This window comes from Nocardiopsis deserti (assembly GCF_008638355.1).
In the GTDB taxonomy this organism is placed as follows: Bacteria; Actinomycetota; Actinomycetes; order Streptosporangiales; family Streptosporangiaceae; genus Nocardiopsis; species Nocardiopsis alborubida.
The window spans coordinates 285181-302212 of record NZ_ML703347.1; the positions used below are offsets into that span (position 1 = coordinate 285181).

Annotated in this window: 15 protein-coding genes; 9 read left to right on the plus strand and 6 right to left on the minus strand. The window is 73.2% G+C overall.

The features are described from left to right. Window positions 1-33 precede the first annotated feature (33 nt). The 5 genes from FYW99_RS01280 (at window position 34) to FYW99_RS01300 (ending at window position 8379) form a co-directional block, all read left to right on the plus strand. Window positions 34-1347, plus strand: a complete 1314-nt coding sequence (locus tag FYW99_RS01280; RefSeq protein WP_150249065.1) for an ABC transporter substrate-binding protein — start codon at window positions 34-36, stop codon at window positions 1345-1347. 112 nt (window positions 1348-1459) lie between these two features. Continuing rightward, entirely contained in the window at window positions 1460-2344 is an 885-nt protein-coding gene (locus FYW99_RS01285) for a carbohydrate ABC transporter permease (protein ID WP_150249068.1), read from the plus strand. After that, on the plus strand, window positions 2341-3240 hold the full coding sequence (locus tag FYW99_RS01290; protein ID WP_150249073.1) for a carbohydrate ABC transporter permease: 900 nt from the start codon (window positions 2341-2343) through the stop codon (window positions 3238-3240). The genes FYW99_RS01285 and FYW99_RS01290 overlap by 4 nt, the downstream gene beginning before the upstream one ends. Beyond that, window positions 3237-5384 (plus strand): alpha-galactosidase, encoded by a 2148-nt coding sequence (locus FYW99_RS01295; RefSeq protein ID WP_150249076.1) that lies wholly within the window; start codon window positions 3237-3239, stop codon window positions 5382-5384. Before FYW99_RS01290 ends, FYW99_RS01295 begins: the two co-directional genes overlap by 4 nt. Window position 5385: 1 nt before the next feature. Beyond that, window positions 5386-8379, plus strand: a complete 2994-nt coding sequence (locus tag FYW99_RS01300) for a glycoside hydrolase family 2 TIM barrel-domain containing protein (RefSeq protein WP_150249079.1) — start codon at window positions 5386-5388, stop codon at window positions 8377-8379. Here the strand turns inward: FYW99_RS01300 and FYW99_RS01305 are convergent. Together FYW99_RS01305 and FYW99_RS01310 are read right to left on the minus strand one after the other, a co-directional pair. Continuing rightward, window positions 8290-9255 (minus strand): EamA family transporter, encoded by a 966-nt coding sequence (locus tag FYW99_RS01305; RefSeq protein ID WP_150249083.1) that lies wholly within the window; start codon window positions 9253-9255, stop codon window positions 8290-8292. The genes FYW99_RS01300 and FYW99_RS01305 overlap by 90 nt on opposite strands. After that, window positions 9252-9905 (minus strand): nitroreductase family protein, encoded by a 654-nt coding sequence (locus FYW99_RS01310; RefSeq protein ID WP_150249086.1) that lies wholly within the window; start codon window positions 9903-9905, stop codon window positions 9252-9254. Before FYW99_RS01310 ends, FYW99_RS01305 begins: the two co-directional genes overlap by 4 nt. 92 nt (window positions 9906-9997) lie before the next feature. On the opposite strand from FYW99_RS01310, the gene FYW99_RS01315 reads away from it, so the two are divergent. Beyond that, entirely contained in the window at window positions 9998-10510 is a 513-nt protein-coding gene (locus tag FYW99_RS01315) for a MarR family winged helix-turn-helix transcriptional regulator (protein WP_150249089.1), read from the plus strand. Between the two features lie 185 nt (window positions 10511-10695). Continuing rightward, window positions 10696-11739, plus strand: a complete 1044-nt coding sequence (locus FYW99_RS01320; protein ID WP_150249091.1) for a ferric reductase-like transmembrane domain-containing protein — start codon at window positions 10696-10698, stop codon at window positions 11737-11739. A gap of 85 nt (window positions 11740-11824) precedes the next feature. Here FYW99_RS01320 and FYW99_RS01325 read toward each other — a convergent pair whose 3' ends face one another. After that, the gene (locus tag FYW99_RS01325; RefSeq protein ID WP_150249094.1) at window positions 11825-12016 is read right to left on the minus strand and encodes a CsbD family protein; all 192 of its coding nucleotides are present in this window, start codon (window positions 12014-12016) and stop codon (window positions 11825-11827) included. A 113-nt stretch (window positions 12017-12129) separates the two neighbouring features. Continuing rightward, on the minus strand, window positions 12130-12930 hold the full coding sequence (gene thiD, locus FYW99_RS01330; RefSeq protein ID WP_061079340.1) for a bifunctional hydroxymethylpyrimidine kinase/phosphomethylpyrimidine kinase: 801 nt from the start codon (window positions 12928-12930) through the stop codon (window positions 12130-12132). 271 nt (window positions 12931-13201) lie between these two features. Here thiD and FYW99_RS01335 point away from each other — a divergent pair, with 271 nt between their 5' ends. Further along, the gene (locus FYW99_RS01335) at window positions 13202-13822 is read left to right on the plus strand and encodes a TetR/AcrR family transcriptional regulator (RefSeq protein WP_150249098.1); all 621 of its coding nucleotides are present in this window, start codon (window positions 13202-13204) and stop codon (window positions 13820-13822) included. Between the two features lie 32 nt (window positions 13823-13854). Beyond that, the gene (locus FYW99_RS01340; RefSeq protein WP_150249101.1) at window positions 13855-15060 is read left to right on the plus strand and encodes a DUF418 domain-containing protein; all 1206 of its coding nucleotides are present in this window, start codon (window positions 13855-13857) and stop codon (window positions 15058-15060) included. A 147-nt stretch (window positions 15061-15207) separates the two neighbouring features. Here the strand turns inward: FYW99_RS01340 and FYW99_RS01345 are convergent, their stop codons facing one another. Then, window positions 15208-15858 (minus strand): pyridoxamine 5'-phosphate oxidase family protein, encoded by a 651-nt coding sequence (locus FYW99_RS01345; RefSeq protein WP_150249103.1) that lies wholly within the window; start codon window positions 15856-15858, stop codon window positions 15208-15210. A gap of 153 nt (window positions 15859-16011) precedes the next feature. Further along, window positions 16012-16599 (minus strand): globin domain-containing protein, encoded by a 588-nt coding sequence (locus tag FYW99_RS01350; protein ID WP_150249106.1) that lies wholly within the window; start codon window positions 16597-16599, stop codon window positions 16012-16014. Between the last annotated feature and the right edge of the window lie 433 nt (window positions 16600-17032).

Below are 17032 nucleotides of genomic sequence, written 5' to 3' on the forward strand. Positions count from 1 at the left end.
GTGTTTGCGACCCCCCGTTCGAAGGAGGCCCCCATGTACCACGGACCACCGGGAGCACCGGGCCCATCGGGACCACCGGGCCTGAGGCGCCGCACCCTGCTGCGAGGAATGGCCGGGGCCGGAACGCTGCTGGCCCTGCCCGCGCTGGCGGGGTGCGGCGCGGGCCGACGCGGGGACCCCGACCTGGTCACCCTGGCCTCCAACCGGGCCAACCCCGCCCAGCAGGAGGCCGTCGCCGAGAGCGTCGGGCTCTTCGAGGCGGACTCCGGGCTGGCCGTGGAGGTCAACACCTTCCAGTCCACCGCCTTCCAGGAGAGCATCAACAACTACCTCCAGGGCACCCCGGACGACGTCATCGGCTGGTTCGCGGGCTACCGGATGCGCTTCTTCGCCGAACGCGGCCTGATCAGCGACGTCTCCGGGGTCTGGGACCGCCACTTCGGGGACGCGTTCACCGACCAGGTGCGCGGGCTGTGCACGGCCGACGACGGCAGGCAGTACATGGTCCCCGACTCCACCGCACCCTGGGCGGTCTTCCACCGCAGGAGCGTGTTCGAGGAGCACGGCTACGAGGTCCCCGCCACCCGCGCGGAGTTCGAGGAGCTGTGCGGGCGCATGCGCGCGGACGGGCTCGAACCGCTCGCCTCCGGCATCCGCGAGGGCTGGCCCGCGATGGGCATGTTCGACCACCTCAACCTGCGGCTGAACGGCCCCGACTTCCACCTGGAGCTGCTCAACGGCGACCACTCCTGGGACTCCGCCGAGGTCAGGAGTGTCTTCGGCGCCTGGGCCGAGCTGCTGCCCCACCACCAGCCCGACCCCCTGGGCCGGGGGATCAACGAGGCGCAGACCGCCCTGGTCCGGCGCGAGGCCGGGATGATGCTCTGCGGCATGTTCATCGCCCACTCCTTCCCCGAGGAGGACCTGGACGACCTGGACTGCTTCACCTTCCCCGAGTTCGACCCCGCGATCGGCGCCGACGCCGTCGAGGCGCCCATCGACGGGTTCATGCTCTCCGGGGACCCGCGCAACCCCGACGGGGCCCGCGAACTCGTGGGACACATGGGCACCCTCCGGGCCCAGGAGATCTACACCGCGATCGACCCGCAGGCGCTCCCCACCCACCTGGACGCCGACACCAGCGGGTTCAGCGCCCTCGACGCCAAGGTCAACGACATGGTCGCCAACGCGGGAGCGCTCACCCAGTACATGGACCGGGACACCCGTCCCGACTTCGCGTCCGTCGTCATGATCCCCGCGCTCCAGCGCTTCCTCCGACAGCCGGACGACATCGCCGACCTGACCGCCAGCATCCAGCGCCAGAAGGTCTCCATCTTCGGCGGCTGAACCAGAAGGGAGAGCAGGTGTGGTGTCGAACGCCCCCTCACCGCCTCGAAACCCGGCCCCCGGGTCCGCACAGGGCGCCCCGCCCGGCCGTTCCCCGCGCGCACGCGGGAGCATGCGCCACAGCCGAGGGGACCGGATCGCCCTCGGCCTGATGCTGGGCGTGCCCGCCCTGCTCGTGGTGGGCCTGGTGTGGCTGCCCGCGATGGCCACGATCATCCTGTCCTTCACCCGCTGGGACGGCATCGGCGGCCTGGACACCATCGAGTGGATCGGCACGCAGAACTACACGGACGCGTTCACGATCTACCCGCCCTTCGCACCGGCGCTGCGCAACAACCTGGTCTGGCTGGTGGCGCTGTTCGCGGTCCCCACCGTCCTCGGGATGTTCCTGGCGGTGCTGCTCGACCGCGAGCTGCGCGGCGGGTCGTTCTACCAAGGCGTCTTCTACATGCCGGTCGTGCTGTCGCTGGCCCTGGTCGGGTTCATCTGGCAGCTCGTCTACTCCCGCGACCAGGGGCTGCTCAACGCCTTCCTCGCCGTGGTCGCCGACGTCCCGCCCGTGGACTGGTTCGGCGACTCCGACATCAACCTGTACGCGGTCCTGGTCGCGGCCGGGTGGCGGCACACCGGCTACATCATGCTGCTCTACCTGGCTGGACTGAAGGCGGTCGACCCGTCCCTGCGCGAGGCCGCCGCCATCGACGGCGCCGGGCCGGTGCGCACGTTCACCAAGGTCGTCTTCCCGGCCCTGCTGCCCATCAACCTGGTCGTGCTCGTCGTGACCGTCATCGACGCGCTGCGCGCCTTCGACATCGTGTGGATCATCAACCGCGGCCGCAACGGCCTGGAGCTGATCTCGGCGCTGGTGACCTCCAACGTCATCGGCGAGGCCAGCCGGGTGGGCTTCGGCTCGGCGCTGGCCGTGGTCATGCTGGTGATCTCGCTGGTGTTCATCGCCGTCTACGTCTCCACCATGCTGAGAGGGGCCTACCGGTGACCGCCACGACCCTCCCCGACGCCCCCCGGCGGTACCGCCGACCCAGGATCCGCCCGGCCCGGGCGGTGCTGCACGCCTTCCTCGGCGTCACGGCGCTGGCCTGGTTCTTCCCCATCCTGTGGGCGCTGGTCAACTCGCTGCGCGACTACGAGTACACCGCCCTGCACGGCTACCTGTCCCTGGGCGGGTTCACCCTGGACAACTACGCGCGGGCCTGGAACGAGGGAGAGCTGCCCGGCTACTTCTGGAACTCGCTGGTCATCACGGTCCCGGCCGTGCTGCTGACGCTGTTCCTGTCCTCCTGCGCGGCCTTCGTGCTCTCCAACTACTCGCGCAGGTTCAACCTGACGATGCTCGCGGTGTTCCTGGCCGCGAACCTGCTCCCGGCCCAGGCGCTGCTCGTCCCGCTGTTCCGGCTCTACACCTCCATCCCCCTGCCGTACTGGATCAGCGAGTCCGGCTCCCTCTACGACAGCCACATCGGCGTCGTCCTCATCCACACGGCCTTCCAGATCGGGTTCTGCACGTTCGTGCTGAGCAACTTCATGAAGGCCATGCCCGCCTCCCTGCTGGAGGCGGCCCGGGTGGACGGGGCGTCGGTCTTCCAGCAGTACTGGAGGGTGGTGCTCCCGCTGTGCCGTCCGAGTCTGGCGGCGCTGGCCACCCTCCTGGTCACCTGGATCTACAACGACTTCTTCTGGGCGCTGGCGCTGCTGTCCAGCGGGGACAAGCTGCCCATCACGACCGCCCTGCAGAACCTCCAGAGCGCCTTCTTCGTCGACTACAACCTGCTCTCGGCCGGGTCGATCATCGTCGCCCTGCCCACGCTCGTCGTGTTCTTCGCGCTGCAACGCCACTTCGTCGCCGGACTCACCCTGGGAGCCAGCAAAGGATGACGTACCGCACCATCAGCCTCCGCGCGGCGGGGACCGCCCTGGTCCTCGCCGTGCCCGAGGCCGGACTCCCGCACGTCCTGCACTGGGGCGCCGACCTGCCCGACAGCGGGGGCCTGGCCGCCGTCGCGGCGCCCTCCGCCGCGCACAACGACGTCGACGCGCCCCAGCGGCTGTCGCTGGTGCCCGTCCAGGGGGAGGGCTGGCGCGGCCACCCCGGGATCTCCGGGCACCACGAGGGCCGGGCCACCTTCCCGGACTGGACCGTGCGCGAGGTCTCCGTGGAACCGCTGGAGGACGCCGACCCCGGCGTGGGCGGAGCCCTCACGGTCCTGGCCGAGGCCGACGGGATCGCACTGCGCTGCGAGCTGCGCATGGAGCCCTCCGGGCTGGTCCGCGCCCGCAACACGGTCACCAACACCGACGCCGCGCCGTGGACCCTGGACGCCCTGCGGGTCACCCTGCCCCTGCCCCGCGAGGCGGGCGAGGTCCTGGACCTGACCGGCCGCTGGTGCCGCGAGCGCTCCCCCCAGCGCCAGGAACTGGCGACGGGCACGCGGCTGCGCGCCTCGCGCCGCGGCCGGACCGGCCACGACGCCGCGCTGGTCCTCGCCGCGGGGACCCCCGGGTTCGGGTTCCGCCACGGCGAGGTGTGGGGCGTGCACACCGCCTGGAGCGGCGACCACGTCCACCTGGCCGAACGCCTCCCCGAGGGCGCCGGGCAGGCCGACGCCGTGCTCGCGGGCGGGGAGCTGCTCCACCCCGGCGAGGTCCGCCTCGACCGGGGCGACTCCTACTCCACCCCGTGGGTGTTCCTCTCCTGGTCCGACCGGGGGCTGGACGGGATGTCCGCGCGGATCCACCGCTGGCTGCGCGCCCGGCCCGGCCACCCCCGCACCCCGCGCCCGGTGGTGCTCAACACCTGGGAGGCCGTCTACTTCGACCACGACCTCACCACCCTCGAACGGCTCGCCGACACCGCCGCGCGGATCGGCGTGGAGCGGTTCGTGCTGGACGACGGCTGGTTCCGGGGACGCCGCGACGACACCGCGGGGCTCGGCGACTGGACCGTGGACACCGGCGTGTGGCCCGAGGGCCTGCACCCGCTCTTCGACCACGTGCGCTCCCTGGGCATGCAGGTCGGGCTGTGGGTGGAGCCGGAGATGGTCAACCCCGACTCCGACCTGGCCCGCGCCCACCCCGAGTGGGTCCTGACCGCCGAGGGGCGCCCGGCTCCGCCCAGCCGCCATCAACAGCTCCTGGACCTGTCCCGCCCCGAGGCCTTCCAGTACGTGTTCGAGCACCTGGACGCGCTGGTCGCCGAGTACCGGCCCGACTACCTCAAGTGGGACCACAACCGCGACCTCCTCGAACCCGTGCACGCCCCCACCGGCGCCGCCGGGACCCACCGCCAGACCCTGGCCGTCTACGCGCTGCTCGACCGGCTGCGCGCGGAGCACCCCGGCCTGGAGATCGAGTCGTGCTCCTCCGGCGGGGGCCGCGTGGACCTGGAGATCCTGGAGCGCACCGACCGCGTGTGGGCCTCCGACACCAACGACCCCCTGGAGCGGCTGGTCGTCCAGCGCTGGACCTCCCTGCTGCTGCCGCCCGAGCTGGTCGGCAGCCACGTCGGCGGGCGCACCGCGCACACCACCGGCCGCGACGCCGACCTGTCCTTCCGCTGTCTGACCAGCCTGCTGTCCCACGCCGGGATCGAGTGGGACGTCACCCGCTGCACCGACGACGAGCTGACCGCGCTGACCTCGTGGATCGCGCTGTACAAGGAGCTGCGCCCGCTGCTGCACTCGGGCGAGGCCGTGCACGCCGACGCGCCCGACCCCGCCGAACAGCTCGACGGCGTGGTCGCCCCGGACGGGAGCGAGGCGGTGTTCCGCTACGCCCGGCTGGCCACCTCCGTCCGCGCCCTGCCGGGACGGGTCCGGCTGCCCGGCCTGCGCGAGGACCGCGTCTACCGCCTGGCGTGGCGGCCGGAGGCGGGCCGGCCCTCGACCACGCAGCGCGTGCCCCCGGAGTGGTTCGCCAGCGGCGGGGCCACCGTGTCGGGGGCGGTGCTCACCCGCTCGGGCGTGCAGCTGCCCAACCTCAACCCGTCCCAAGCCCTGCTCCTGCACCTGAGGGAGGCCTGACGTGCCCGCCATCCGCAAGCCCGCCTACCTGGAGGACTTCGCGCCCTCCGAGGGGACCCTCGCGCCCCGCGCCCGCTTCTCCTCCGACGCCCCGTCCCTGGACCTCAACGGCACGTGGCGGTTCCGGCTGCTCGACCGCGCGCGGGCCGACACCGACGGGTTCGAGGAGCCCGGCCACGACGACTCCGGCTGGGCCGAACTGCCGGTGCCCGCCCACTGGCAGATGCACGGCCACGGCGCCCCCGCCTACACCAACATCTCCTACCCCTTCCCGATCGACCCCCCGTACGTGCCCGACGACAACCCGACCGGCGACCACCGGCGCGTCTTCGACCTGCCCGGGGAGTGGCCCGAGGGGTCGGCGGTCCTGCGCTTCGACGGGGTCGACTCCTGCTTCCGGGCGTGGCTGAACGGCACCGAGCTGGGCTTCTCCACCGGGAGCCGCCTGGCCGCCGAGTTCGAGGTCGGCCACCTGCTGCGCCCGGGGCGCAACACCCTGGCGGTCCGCGTCCACCAGTGGTCGGCGGCCAGCTACCTGGAGGACCAGGACATGTGGTGGCTGTCGGGGATCTTCCGCGACGTCACCCTCCTCGCGCGGCCCGCCGACGGGGTCGGAGACCTCGCGGTGAGCGCCGCCTACGACCACACCACGGGCACGGGGACCCTGCGCGTGGACGTGGCCGGGTCCGCGCGGGCCCTGGTCAGCGTCCCCGAACTGGGGCTGGTGGACGCCGCCGCCGGTGTGGACCACGAGGTCGGCGCGGTCGAGCCGTGGTCGGCCGAGGCGCCCCGCCTGTACGACCTGGAGGTGCGCACACCGGGGGAGCGGGTCCGGGCGCGGACGGGCTTCCGGACCGTGGAGGTCTCCGGCGGACTCCTGCGGGTCAACGGCCGGCCGCTGCTGCTGCGGGGCGTGAACCGCCACGAGTGGCACCCCGACCACGGCCGTGCCGTGCCCCGGGAGACCATGCGCGAGGACGTGCTGCTGATGAAGCGGCACAACGTCAACGCCGTGCGCACCAGCCACTACCCGCCCCACCCCGACTTCCTCGACCTGTGCGACGAGCTGGGCCTGTGGGTCGTGGACGAGTGCGACCTGGAGACCCACGGGTTCGAGGAGGTCGGCTGGCGCGGCAACCCCTCCGACGACCCGCGCTGGCGCGAGGCCTACCTGGACCGGATGCGCCGCACCGTCGCGCGCGACCGCAACCACCCCAGCGTCATCCTGTGGTCCCTGGGCAACGAGGCCGGGACCGGGGAGAACCTTCGGGCCATGGCGGAGTGGACCCGCGGGCACGACCCCTCCCGGCCGGTCCACTACGAGGGGGACCGCGACAGCGCGTACGTGGACGTGTACTCACGCATGTACGCGCCGCACGACGAGGTGGACGCCATCGGCCGCCGCGAGGAGGCGCCGACCGCCGACCCGGCCGCCGACGCGCACCGGCGCGGACTGCCGTTCATCCTGTGCGAGTACGGGCACGCCATGGGCACCGGACCCGGCGGGCTGGAGGAGTACCAGCGGCTCTTCGAGGGGCACGAGCGCTGCCAGGGCGGGTTCGTCTGGGAGTGGATCGACCACGGGGTCCGCCGCCGCGAGCCGGACGGCACCGCGTGGTTCGCCTACGGGGGCGACTTCGGCGAGGCGCTGCACGACGGCAACTTCGTCGCCGACGGCCTGCTGCTGCCCGACCGCACGCCCAGCCCCGGGCTGGAGGCCTACGCCAAGACCGTCGAACCGGTCCGCGTGCTCCCCGACCCGGCCGCCGGGACCGTCCGCGTCACCAACACCTGGGACTTCCGGGACACCGCGGGCCTGGTCTTCGCCTGGCGGGTCGAGGGGGAGGGAACCCTGCTGGGGGAGGGCGTCCTGGACGTGCCGGTGCTCGCGGCCGGGGAGAGCGCCGAGGCGGCGCTGCCCGCGCTGCCCGAGCCGTCCGGGGAGACCTGGCTGACCGTGTCCGTCCGGCTGGCCGAAGAGCAGCCCTGGGCCCCGGCCGGGCACGAGCTGGCCTGGGGCCAGGCCGAGGTGGGCGCTTCCGGGGCGCGGGGTGCGGATGCGTCGGCAGGGCCGGGTGTGCCGGAGGAGTCGGGCGCGCGTGCGGGGACTGAGGGGAGCGCCGTGCTTCGGGCGCCCGAAGCCGGGGACGGTTCCGCCGCGCCCCCGCCGTCCGTCGAGCAGGACGGCACCGTGCGGATCGGCCCCGGCCTGCTGGACGCGGAGACCGGCGCGCTGCTCCGCGTCGGCGGCCTGTCCGTGGACGCGCCGGTCGTGGACCTGTGGCGCGCCCCGACCGACAACGACGTGGCCCGGCACGGGGACTCCGTGGCCGTCCCGTGGCGCGCGGCGGGACTGCACCGGCTCACCGAACGCCTGCTGTCCACCGGCTGGGAGGACGGCGGGTTCGTCGTCCGCACGCGGCTGGCCCCGGCGGCCCAGGAGTTCGGCATGCGCGCCGCCTACCGGTGGGACACCGACGGGGAGCGCCTGCTCCTGACCGTGGAGGCCGAGGCGGAGGGGGAGTGGCCCTGCCCGCTGCCGCGCTTCGGCGTGCACGTCGGCCTGCCCTCCTCGCTCGGGGAGGCGGAGTGGTTCGGCCGCGGACCGGGGGAGGCCTACCGGGACGTGTCCCAGGCCGCGCGGGTCGGCCGCTTCTCCGACACGGTCGACGGTCTCCAGACGCCCTACCTGCGGCCCCAGGAGAACGGCAACCGCGTGGACACCAGGTGGCTCGTCCTGCGGGCGGCGGACGGGACGGGCCTGCGGGTGGAGGGCGACCCGGTGTTCGACTTCACCGCGCGCCGCTGGGACACGGCGGCGCTCGACGCGGCCGACCACCCGCACGAGCTGGTCCCCGGCGATCGGATCCACCTGCACCTGGACCAGGCGCACCAGGGCGTCGGCTCAGCCTCGTGCGGCCCCGGGGTGCTCCCCGCCCACCGCCTGGCCGCCGGGAGCCACCGGCTCCGGCTCGCCCTGGTCCCGCTGGGCTGAGGTCACGGACGGTCGCGGCGCGGTGGTGAGCTGGATCAGCACCACCGCCGCGACCGCCGCCAGGGCGCCCGTCATCTGCACGGGGGTGAGGTTCTCCCCCAGGACCAGGAAACCCAGGACCGTGGCGGTCAGCGGGCTGGCCAGGGACAGGAAGGACACCGTCACCGCGGGCAGGCGTTCCAGGCCCCGGAACCAGATCGCGTAGGCCAGCAGGGCGCCGACCACGCTCAGGTAGGCGAACCCGAGCACGTTCGGCGCGGTGACGTGGTCGGGCAGGCCCTCCACCAGCAGGGCCGCGGGCGTGAGGAGGAGCCCGCCCGCGGTCAGCTGCCATCCGGTCATGGCCAGGACGCCCACGCCCGGCGGGCGCCCCCACCGCTTGGTGAGCACGACCCCGGTGGCCATGGAGGCCGCGGCGGCCAGTCCGGACAGCACCCCGACCGGGTCCAGCGCGGCCTCCGGACCCAGGACGAGCAGGGCCACGCCCGTCGCGCCGAGCAGGGTGGCCACGACGTGGACCGGTCGGATCCGGTCGCCGAGCAGCAGCGCGGCCAGGACCAGCACCAGCAGCGGCTGCACCGACGTCACCAGGGCCGCCACTCCGCCGGGCAGCAGGTAGGCGGTGACGAAGAGCAGGTGGAGGAACACGCCGATGTTGAGCGTGCCCAGGACCGCGGCGCGCCACCACCACGCGCCCGAGGGCAGGGTCCGCGTCACGGCCAGCAGCACCAGCCCGGCGGGCAGGGCGCGCACGGCGGAGGCGAGCAGGGGGCGGTCGGGCGGCAGGAGCTCGGTGGTGACCAGGTAGGTGCTGCCCCACACGGCCGGAGCCAGGGCCGTGACCAGGGAGTCCAGGGCGAGGCGTCCGCGGCTCACACCAGTGTCCTTCCGTGGCGTTCGCCGAACACGACGTGCTCGCGTGACCGGCGTCCGGGGTGGGCCCTGCGCTCGGCCGGGTAGCCGACGGAGAGCAGGAGGGCGACGGCGAGGTCGTCCCGGTGGTCGACGCCGATGACCTTCCTGACCTCGGCCTCGTCCCAGCCGTTCATGGGGGAGGTGCCCAGCCCCGCGTCAGCGGCGGCGAGCATCACGTAGGTCGCGGCGATCATGGCGTCCTTGACCGCGTACTCGCGGAGCAGCCCGCGCGCGGCCAGGTCGCCCTGGAAGTCGGCCCCGACGGTGGCGGTCACGCGGGCGAAGTCGTCGTCCCACGCCCCGTTGCGCGTGGCCGTCCCGCAGATGTCGTCCAGGGCCCCGCGCCAGGACTCGTTCTCGGCGACGAAGACCAGTGTGACGGGGGCCTCGCGGACCTGGCGCTGGCCGTTCGCGGCACGGGCGAGGGCCTCGCGGTTGCCGGGGTCGCGGACCGCGACCACCGAGCGGGACTGGAAGTTCCAGCTGGAGGGGGCCTCCACGGCCATGTCCAGGAGTTCGTCGAGCAGCGGGTCGGGGAGGGGGTCGGGAAGGAAGCGGCGGACGCTGCGCCGGGAGCGGATGATCTCGGCGACGGGGAGGTTCCTGCTCATCGGAGCAAACCTTTCGATATCGAACATTTCGATGTCGAAAGATTAGGGCGGGGTGCTCCGGTTCGTCAAGGCCGCGCCGCTATGATCGCCGGATGAACGACGCCCTCGACGTTTTCCTCAGCCAGTGGGCCCGTGAGCGCCCGGACGTGGACGCGGCTCCGATGGGGGTCATCGGGCGGATCAAGCGGGCCAACCGGCTCCTGTCGCGGGGCATCGAGGACTTCTTCGCGGAGGAGGGCCTGGAGGTCTGGGAGTTCGACGTGCTGGCCACGCTCCGCCGCTCGGGCGCGCCCCACCGCCTGGCCGCCAAGGAGCTGGTCGCCATGGCCATGGTCGGCTCCGCCGCCATGACCCACCGGGTGGACCGGCTGGTTGACCGGGGCCTGGTCACCCGGGGGGTCGATCCCGGCAACCGGCGCCGCGTTCTGGTGGAACTCACCCCTGAGGGGCTGGCCCTGGTGGACCGGGTCCTGGAGGGGCACGTCGCCAACGAACTGCGCCTGCTCGGCGGGCTCGACGCCGGGCAGCGCGAGCAGTTGGAGGGACTGCTGCGCACGCTGCTGCTCTCCCTGGGGGACACCCTGCCGGAGGGGGCCGAAGGCTGACGCCGGGCGGCCCGGTCCGCACGGGCGCGAGGACCCCGTCCGGGGCAGGAAGACTCTGGCCGGTGCCGGGCGGCCGCGTTCACGACGCAAAGCCCGTTCCGCAGCCGGGAAACCGCGCAGGAGGGGTGGCCGCGGCCCCGGGGCGCTGCTGCGATGGAACCCCCGCCACGAAAGGGGTTCCGCCCATGGCAGAGCCGACCGGACCCGCCGCCTCCCCCGCCCGGGGAGCCCCCCGGATCGACCGCAGGTCCCTACGCGCCGACCTGCGCCGCCTGATACCCGACACCGCCGCCGCCCTCGCCGTCACCCTCGTCCTCTTCGTCCTCCTCTACTCCCGCGTCGAGGCGGGCACCTCGCAGACCCTCGTGGTCATGCCCTTCCTCGCCGACGCGGGCGAGTACTGGCTGTACTGGCTCTGCCAGGCCTTCGGCTGGTCCGCGCTGCTGTGGGCCTGGATCACCGTCATGCTCGGCCTGCTCCGCTCGACCGCCCCCCTGCCCGGGTCACCGGTCTCCCACGCCCGGATCGAACGCTGGCACCGCGTCACGAGCCTGACCACCATCGGGCTCATGTTCGCCCACGCCCTCGCGTTCTTCCTCGAACTCGTCCGGGACAACGAGTACGGACTGGGCTGGGGCGGACGCCTGTCCTCCGCGTTCGTGGAGACCTTCGTGCCCGGCGGCTACTCCTCCGGGACCGGGCAGGTCGCCATCCTGATCGGCCTGATCGCCCTCTACCTGGCGATCCCGCTCAGCCTCGCCTACTACGTGCGCCTCTGGACCGGGACGCGCCTGTGGCGGGCCCTGCACCGGTTCGTCATCGTCGTCTACGCGCTCAGCGTGTGGCACACCCTGCTCTACGGCACGAACGTGTGGTTCGACGGCTGGTTCCGCACCGCGGTGTGGGCGCTCCAGCTCCCCGTGGCCCTCCTGCTGCTGGCCCGGCTGCTGGCGCCGCTGCGCGCGGACGAGCGCTTCACCCCGGGCGACCTCGCCGGTGGGCGCAGGCTCAGGGCGCTCGCCCGCGCGGGGGCGCGCCTGGGCGTCGCGGCCACCGTCGTCGTCCTGCTCGTCGTGACCGTCACCGGCCGCGACGGGGGCAGGACCCCGGGGGCCGAGAGCGGCGAGATGCTCGTCGGCGCCGACGCCGTCTGGGGCGGGCTCGCCCTCCTGCTCACGGTGATCGGGGCGGTCGTCCTCGCGCTGCGCGGGCGCCCCGCCCGGGAGTGAGGCGCCCCGCCCGGGAGTGAGGCGGGCGCGCACGCGGGTGGGGAGGCACCGATCGGTGCCTCCCCACCCGGATCGCGCGGACCCCCTACCTCCCCGGCTTGTCGTCCCGGGTCAGGGCGTCCTTGGCCTTCTCGCCGGCCTGCTTGAACTTCGAGGTGTTCTTCTCGGTCTTGCCCTCGGCCTGCCACTGCTGGTTGTCCGTGGCCTCGCCGAGCTTCTCCTTGGCCTTGCCCTTGAACTCGTCGGCCTTGTTCCTGGCCTGGTCGCCTGCGGACATGTGGCATTCCCCCTCGGTGTTCGCTCCTGTGGGCAGACCTGACCGCCGGACGGGGGCACGAACCGTGCTCACGATAAAAATCCCGACAAAAAGGGCAAAAGGGGGAGTGCTGCCTAGGCTCCGGGGGCGATCGTGGCCACCGAGTCGAACGGGGCGTGCGTGTCCACCCGGTGGCTGATGCCCTCGCGCACCATCTCCTTGGCCACGTCCGCGGCCGGTCCCACCTCGCCGCCCTTGGCCAGCTCGGCGGTGATCGCGGCGGCGAAGGTGCAGCCCGCGCCGCTCACCCTGGCGTTCCCGATCTTCGGGGCGCTGAGGACGGTCGTCTCCTCGCCGTCGAAGTACACGTCCACCGCGTCCGTGCCCGGCAGCTCCACGCCGCCCTTGACGATGACGTGCCGCGGCCCCAGCTCGTGGATGCGGCGGGCGGCCTCGACCAGGTCGTCCACCGTCTCCAGCGCCTCCATCCCCGCGAGGGTGCGCGCCTCGAAGAGGTTGGGCGTGATCACGGTGGCCAGCGGCAGGATCTGCGCGGTGAGCGCCTTGTCGGTGTCCAGGGCGGCGCCCGGCTCCTGGCCCTTGCAGATCAGCACGGGGTCCAGGACCACGTGCCGCCACGGCTGGCGCCGGAGCCCCTCGGCGACCACGTCGATGGTGTCCGGGGTGCCGAGCATCCCGATCTTGACCACGTCCAGGTCGTGGCAGGAGGTCGCCGCCTCGATCTGGTCGGCGATGACCTCGGGGGCCACGGGGACGAAGCGGTGGCCCCAGCCGTTCTTCGGGTCGAAGGAGACGATGCAGGTGATCGTCCCCATGCCGTAGACGCCCAGCTCCTGGAAGGCCTTGAGGTCGGCCTGGATACCGGCGCCGCCGGTGGCCTCCGACCCTGCGATCACGTACGCGCGGTTGGTCATCGGGAAACCCCCTCGTCTTGGTGTGCTGTCGCGGAGTCCGCAGCCCCCACCTGCCCGCGAACCCCCGAACAATTGCACCACAGCGGATAGACCGGACGTTCCCCCAGTTCGCGGCGGCAGTCGCGCGGCGGCAGTCGCGCGGCGGCCGCTCCGCGACGCCCGGGCCGCGGGCCGCCCGACCGGACGGCCGTCCGACCGGTCGCGGGCTCCACACGCCCGGCCGGATCCTGAGGGCCTCGACGGCAGAAAAATATTACCGTATTATTTTTTCATGGCACGAACAGCGGACCACGAGGAGCGCAGGCGGCAGGTCGCCCGCGCGCTCCTGGGCACGGTGGGGGAGCGGGGACTGGCACGGACCACCCTCGCCGACGTCGCCGACCGGGCGGGCGTCTCGGTCGGCCTGGTGCAGCGCTACTTCCGCACCAAGTCGCAGCTGCTGCGCTTCGGCGTGGAGTACCTCTACAAACAGGGCGCCGACCGGCTGACGGCGGTGGGCGCGGACGGGCCGCCGATCACCTCGGTCCGTGACTGGATCTCCCGCGCGGCGGAGACCCTCCTGCCGCTCGACGACGAACGCCGCGCCGAGCTGACCGTGTGGCTGGAGTTCCTCCCGACCACGATGACCGACCCGGAGATGTCGCGCCTGCACAGGGACACCACCGCCGACCTGGTGGGCGCGTTCGCGCAGGCGATGGACGAGGCGGTGCGCCGGGGCGAGCTCCCGCCCGGCACGGACACGGCGGCCGAGGCCGCCGGGCTCGTCGCCCTCGTGGACGGCCTGACCGTGCACCACCTCATCACCGGCGGCGACGCCTTCTCCGAGAGCGCGGTCAGCACCGCGCTCGCCACCCACCTGGACCGGCTCTTCCCCGCCCCCGAGGGCCCGTGACCCCGTACGAACGAGACACCGAGGGGGCTGGCATGACCAGCACGACACCGCAGAGCACGGCCCCGGCCCGCCCGGGCACCCGGCTGCCCCTGCTCGACGTCCTGCGCGGCGTCGCCATCATGGGCACCCTGGGCACCAACGTGTGGCTGTTCGCCGCACCGGGCGCCGAGGCGGGCATCATCTTCGTCCCGGACGCGCTCGGCCCGATGACGGCCTTCCGCGAGGACCCGTCGGCGTCGACCCTGGCGCAGGGCCTGTTCGCCTTCGCCGCCAACGGCAAGTTCCTGGCCCTGCTCACCCTGCTCTTCGGTGTGGGCCTGGCCATCCAGTTCCGCTCCGCGGCCAGGCGCGGCGGGCGCTGGCCCGGCCCCTACAAGTGGCGGGCGCTGTTCCTGTTCGCCGAGGGGCTCGTGCACTTCACGCTGGTCTTCGCCGCGGACGTGCTCATGGGGTACGCGGCGGCCTCGATCGTGGTGGCCTGGCTGCTCACCCGGTCGGGAAGGACGCGGAACACGGTCATGTGGACGTCCGCCGCCCTCCACCTGGCCTTCGTCGGCCTGGTCACGGCCGTGCTCCTGTACGAACCGGACCCGCAGGGCGCCGAGGTCCCGTCCGAGGCCGTGGAGCTGTACGCCGGGGGCGGCTACCTGGAGCAGGTCGCCTTCCGGCTCGACAACGCGCTCCTGTTCCGCGCCGAACCGGTCATCACCTTCGCCCTGATGGTGTTCATGTTCCTGCTGGGCGTGCGGCTCCTCCGCGCCGGGGCCTTCGGCGGCGACGACACCGGCCGCCGGATCCGGGGCCGCCTGCTCGTCTGGGGACTGGGGGTCGGGCTGCCGGTCAACCTGGCCACGTCCCTGGCCGGTCCCGACCTGTTCATGCTGGACCGCTACGTCGCCGCGCCCGTCGTGGCGCTCGGCCTGGTCGGCGCGGTCGGCTGGGCCGTGGACCGGGCGAACCCCGCCGGGCGTGCGGTCACCGCCGTGTCCTCCCTGGGGCGGATGGCGATGAGCGGCTACGTCGCGCAGAACGTCGTCTGCATGCTGGTCTGCTACGGCTTCGGCCTGGGACTGGCCGCCCGCCTGGCCGACACCGGACCGTGGTGGGTGATGGGGCTGTGGGCGTCGGTGTGCGCCCTGCTCCTGGCCGTGTCGACGCTCTGGCTGCGCCGCTTCCGGGCGGGGCCGCTGGAGGCGTTGCAGAGGGCGGTGCTGGCGCGGGTGCCCGAACGCCGCTGACCGCACCGGCGCGGGGCCCTTCCGGAGGGGGAGGGCCCCACGCGCCGTGTCCACCGCGACCCGCCGGTCCGCCGCCCCCCGATCCGCCGCGCGGAGCTCCGGGCGAACGGTCGTCCGTGGACCCGGCGGCGTTCGGGGCGGGCCCGGTCAGATCTGGTAGACGGGGGTCTGGGGCGCGTCCCACCGCGTGGGGGTGCCCTTGGACCCGAAGAAGTCTCCGCCCTTGCGCAGGGCGTCGTCGGTGCCCCAGGACTCGTCGCGCCCGACCTTGCGCAGGTGCGGGATGTGTTTGCGGCAGTGGATGTAGGCCTCCTCCACGTGCACCACGGTCCACAGCACCGCCTTCTGCCCCGGGACCTCGGGCTCGGGCAGGCCGCGGACGTGGCGCCGCAGCTCCACGTCCTCCAGCAGGGACGCGCGGCCGTTGACGTGCAGCCCGATGCGTTCGTGCGTGAAGTCCAGGAACATCAGGCCCACGTGCGGGTTCTCCAGGATGTTGCCCGCACTGGCGAAGACGCCGTTCCCCCGGAACTCGGGGTAGGTCAGGGTGTGCTCGTCGATCACGTGGACGAAGCCGGGCGGCCCCGCGCGGAAGCTGGAGTCGCACTCGCCGCGCCGGTCGGAGGTGGCGATGAACATCATCTCCTGGTGGGCGACGAACTCGCGCATGCGCGGGTTCAGGTGGTCGAGCATCTGGTCTCGGTAGAAGCGTTCGGCGCGTTCGCTCGTGCCGTTCAGCGCCTGGACGCGGTGCTCACCCTCGCTGCCGGGGACGTGCCGTGGGGAGGTCTCGCGCATCACTGCCTCTCGATGGACTGGTGGGGCTGGTGTGGCTGGCCAGGGACGGAAGGGCCGCTGGTGTCGGGGAAGGGAGTGCGGACGCACCGCTCGGCGTGTCGGTGCGCCGGGGCGCTGCCCGGCGTGTCGGGGTGCCGGTCAGCGCTGCACGGCTCAGCGTGTCGGTGCGTCGGCCCGCCGGTGGGGGGAGGACGCGTCGGCGGAGGGGTCGGGCGAGGGGGGCGCGGGGCGCTCTCCGGCCGGGGACGCGGCGGTTCCGCCGTGCCGGGCCTCCCGGGCTCCGCCGGACTGGGCCGCCTCGGCCTCGCGCGCGCCCGCGAGCATGTTGGCGGTGATCCACTCGTAGACCACGATCCAGGCCGAGCTCATGGAGGAGGACCAGGTCGGCGAGACCTCGCTGACCGCGCGCACCAGGGCGCGGCCCACGAAGGGGTAGTGCTCGGGCTTGATGTCCATGTCCCGCTTGTGCTGGGCGCCCAGCCGCCTCAGGTACCCGGCGACCTCCTCGGGCTCGTCGAGGTAGCGGACGACCTCCAGCAGGGCGAAGGCCATGCGCTCCTTCTGCGTCTGCATGTTCGCGGGGAACATGTCGCGGACGGCGGGCGCCATCTCGAACAGGTTCTGGTAGAAGCGGTCGGCCAGGCGGGTGGAGCCGGGCGGTAACGCGGAGCACGACTGCCGGACCGCCTCGATGACGGCGGGGGCTGGGAGCGGGACCTCTTCGATGGAACGGGGAGACAAGGAAGCCTCCAATCGGGTTGCGGAAAGGGCTGTGCCACGGGGTCGCACGTACCACCGTGGTGACGGAGCGTAGTCATGCTGGAGGTGTGGGCGCGCGCTCTCCCCGCCGGTTCCCCGGCCGGGACGGACGCGTGCGGGTTCGGTGCGTGTGGGGCCGAGCGATCGGACGCACGCGCGCGGGGGGAGGGGCTCAGCTCACCGCTGGCCCGGCGGTCCCCCGGGGAACGGGTGGACCGGCCTGACCGCCGGTCCCGCCCTTCGGGCGTTCCCAGCCTCCGGCGCTCCTGACGGGGCCGTGTGCGCGGGCTGGGACGAAGGGAACGGGCGTAGCGCTCCTTCGGCAGTAGCGGGGGCGTCGGGAACCCTCATCGCTGCCTCGTCTTCTTCCGGATTCAGCGTCCATCCAAGGTTCGGATAGCTGTGAATGCCACGT

Coding starts and splice junctions, on each gene's coding strand:
- FYW99_RS01280 (WP_150249065.1), top strand. CDS start 34: ATGTACCACGGACCACCGGGAGCACCGGGCCCATCGGGACCACCGGGC.
- FYW99_RS01285 (WP_150249068.1), top strand. CDS start 1,460: ATGCGCCACAGCCGAGGGGACCGGATCGCCCTCGGCCTGATGCTGGGC.
- FYW99_RS01295 (WP_150249076.1), top strand. CDS start 3,237: ATGACGTACCGCACCATCAGCCTCCGCGCGGCGGGGACCGCCCTGGTC.
- FYW99_RS01310 (WP_150249086.1), bottom strand. CDS start 9,905: ATGAGCAGGAACCTCCCCGTCGCCGAGATCATCCGCTCCCGGCGCAGC.
- FYW99_RS01315 (WP_150249089.1), top strand. CDS start 9,998: ATGAACGACGCCCTCGACGTTTTCCTCAGCCAGTGGGCCCGTGAGCGC.
- FYW99_RS01320 (WP_150249091.1), top strand. CDS start 10,696: ATGGCAGAGCCGACCGGACCCGCCGCCTCCCCCGCCCGGGGAGCCCCC.
- FYW99_RS01325 (WP_150249094.1), bottom strand. CDS start 12,016: ATGTCCGCAGGCGACCAGGCCAGGAACAAGGCCGACGAGTTCAAGGGC.
- thiD (WP_061079340.1), bottom strand. CDS start 12,930: ATGACCAACCGCGCGTACGTGATCGCAGGGTCGGAGGCCACCGGCGGC.
- FYW99_RS01335 (WP_150249098.1), top strand. CDS start 13,202: ATGGCACGAACAGCGGACCACGAGGAGCGCAGGCGGCAGGTCGCCCGC.
- FYW99_RS01340 (WP_150249101.1), top strand. CDS start 13,855: ATGACCAGCACGACACCGCAGAGCACGGCCCCGGCCCGCCCGGGCACC.
- FYW99_RS01345 (WP_150249103.1), bottom strand. CDS start 15,858: ATGCGCGAGACCTCCCCACGGCACGTCCCCGGCAGCGAGGGTGAGCAC.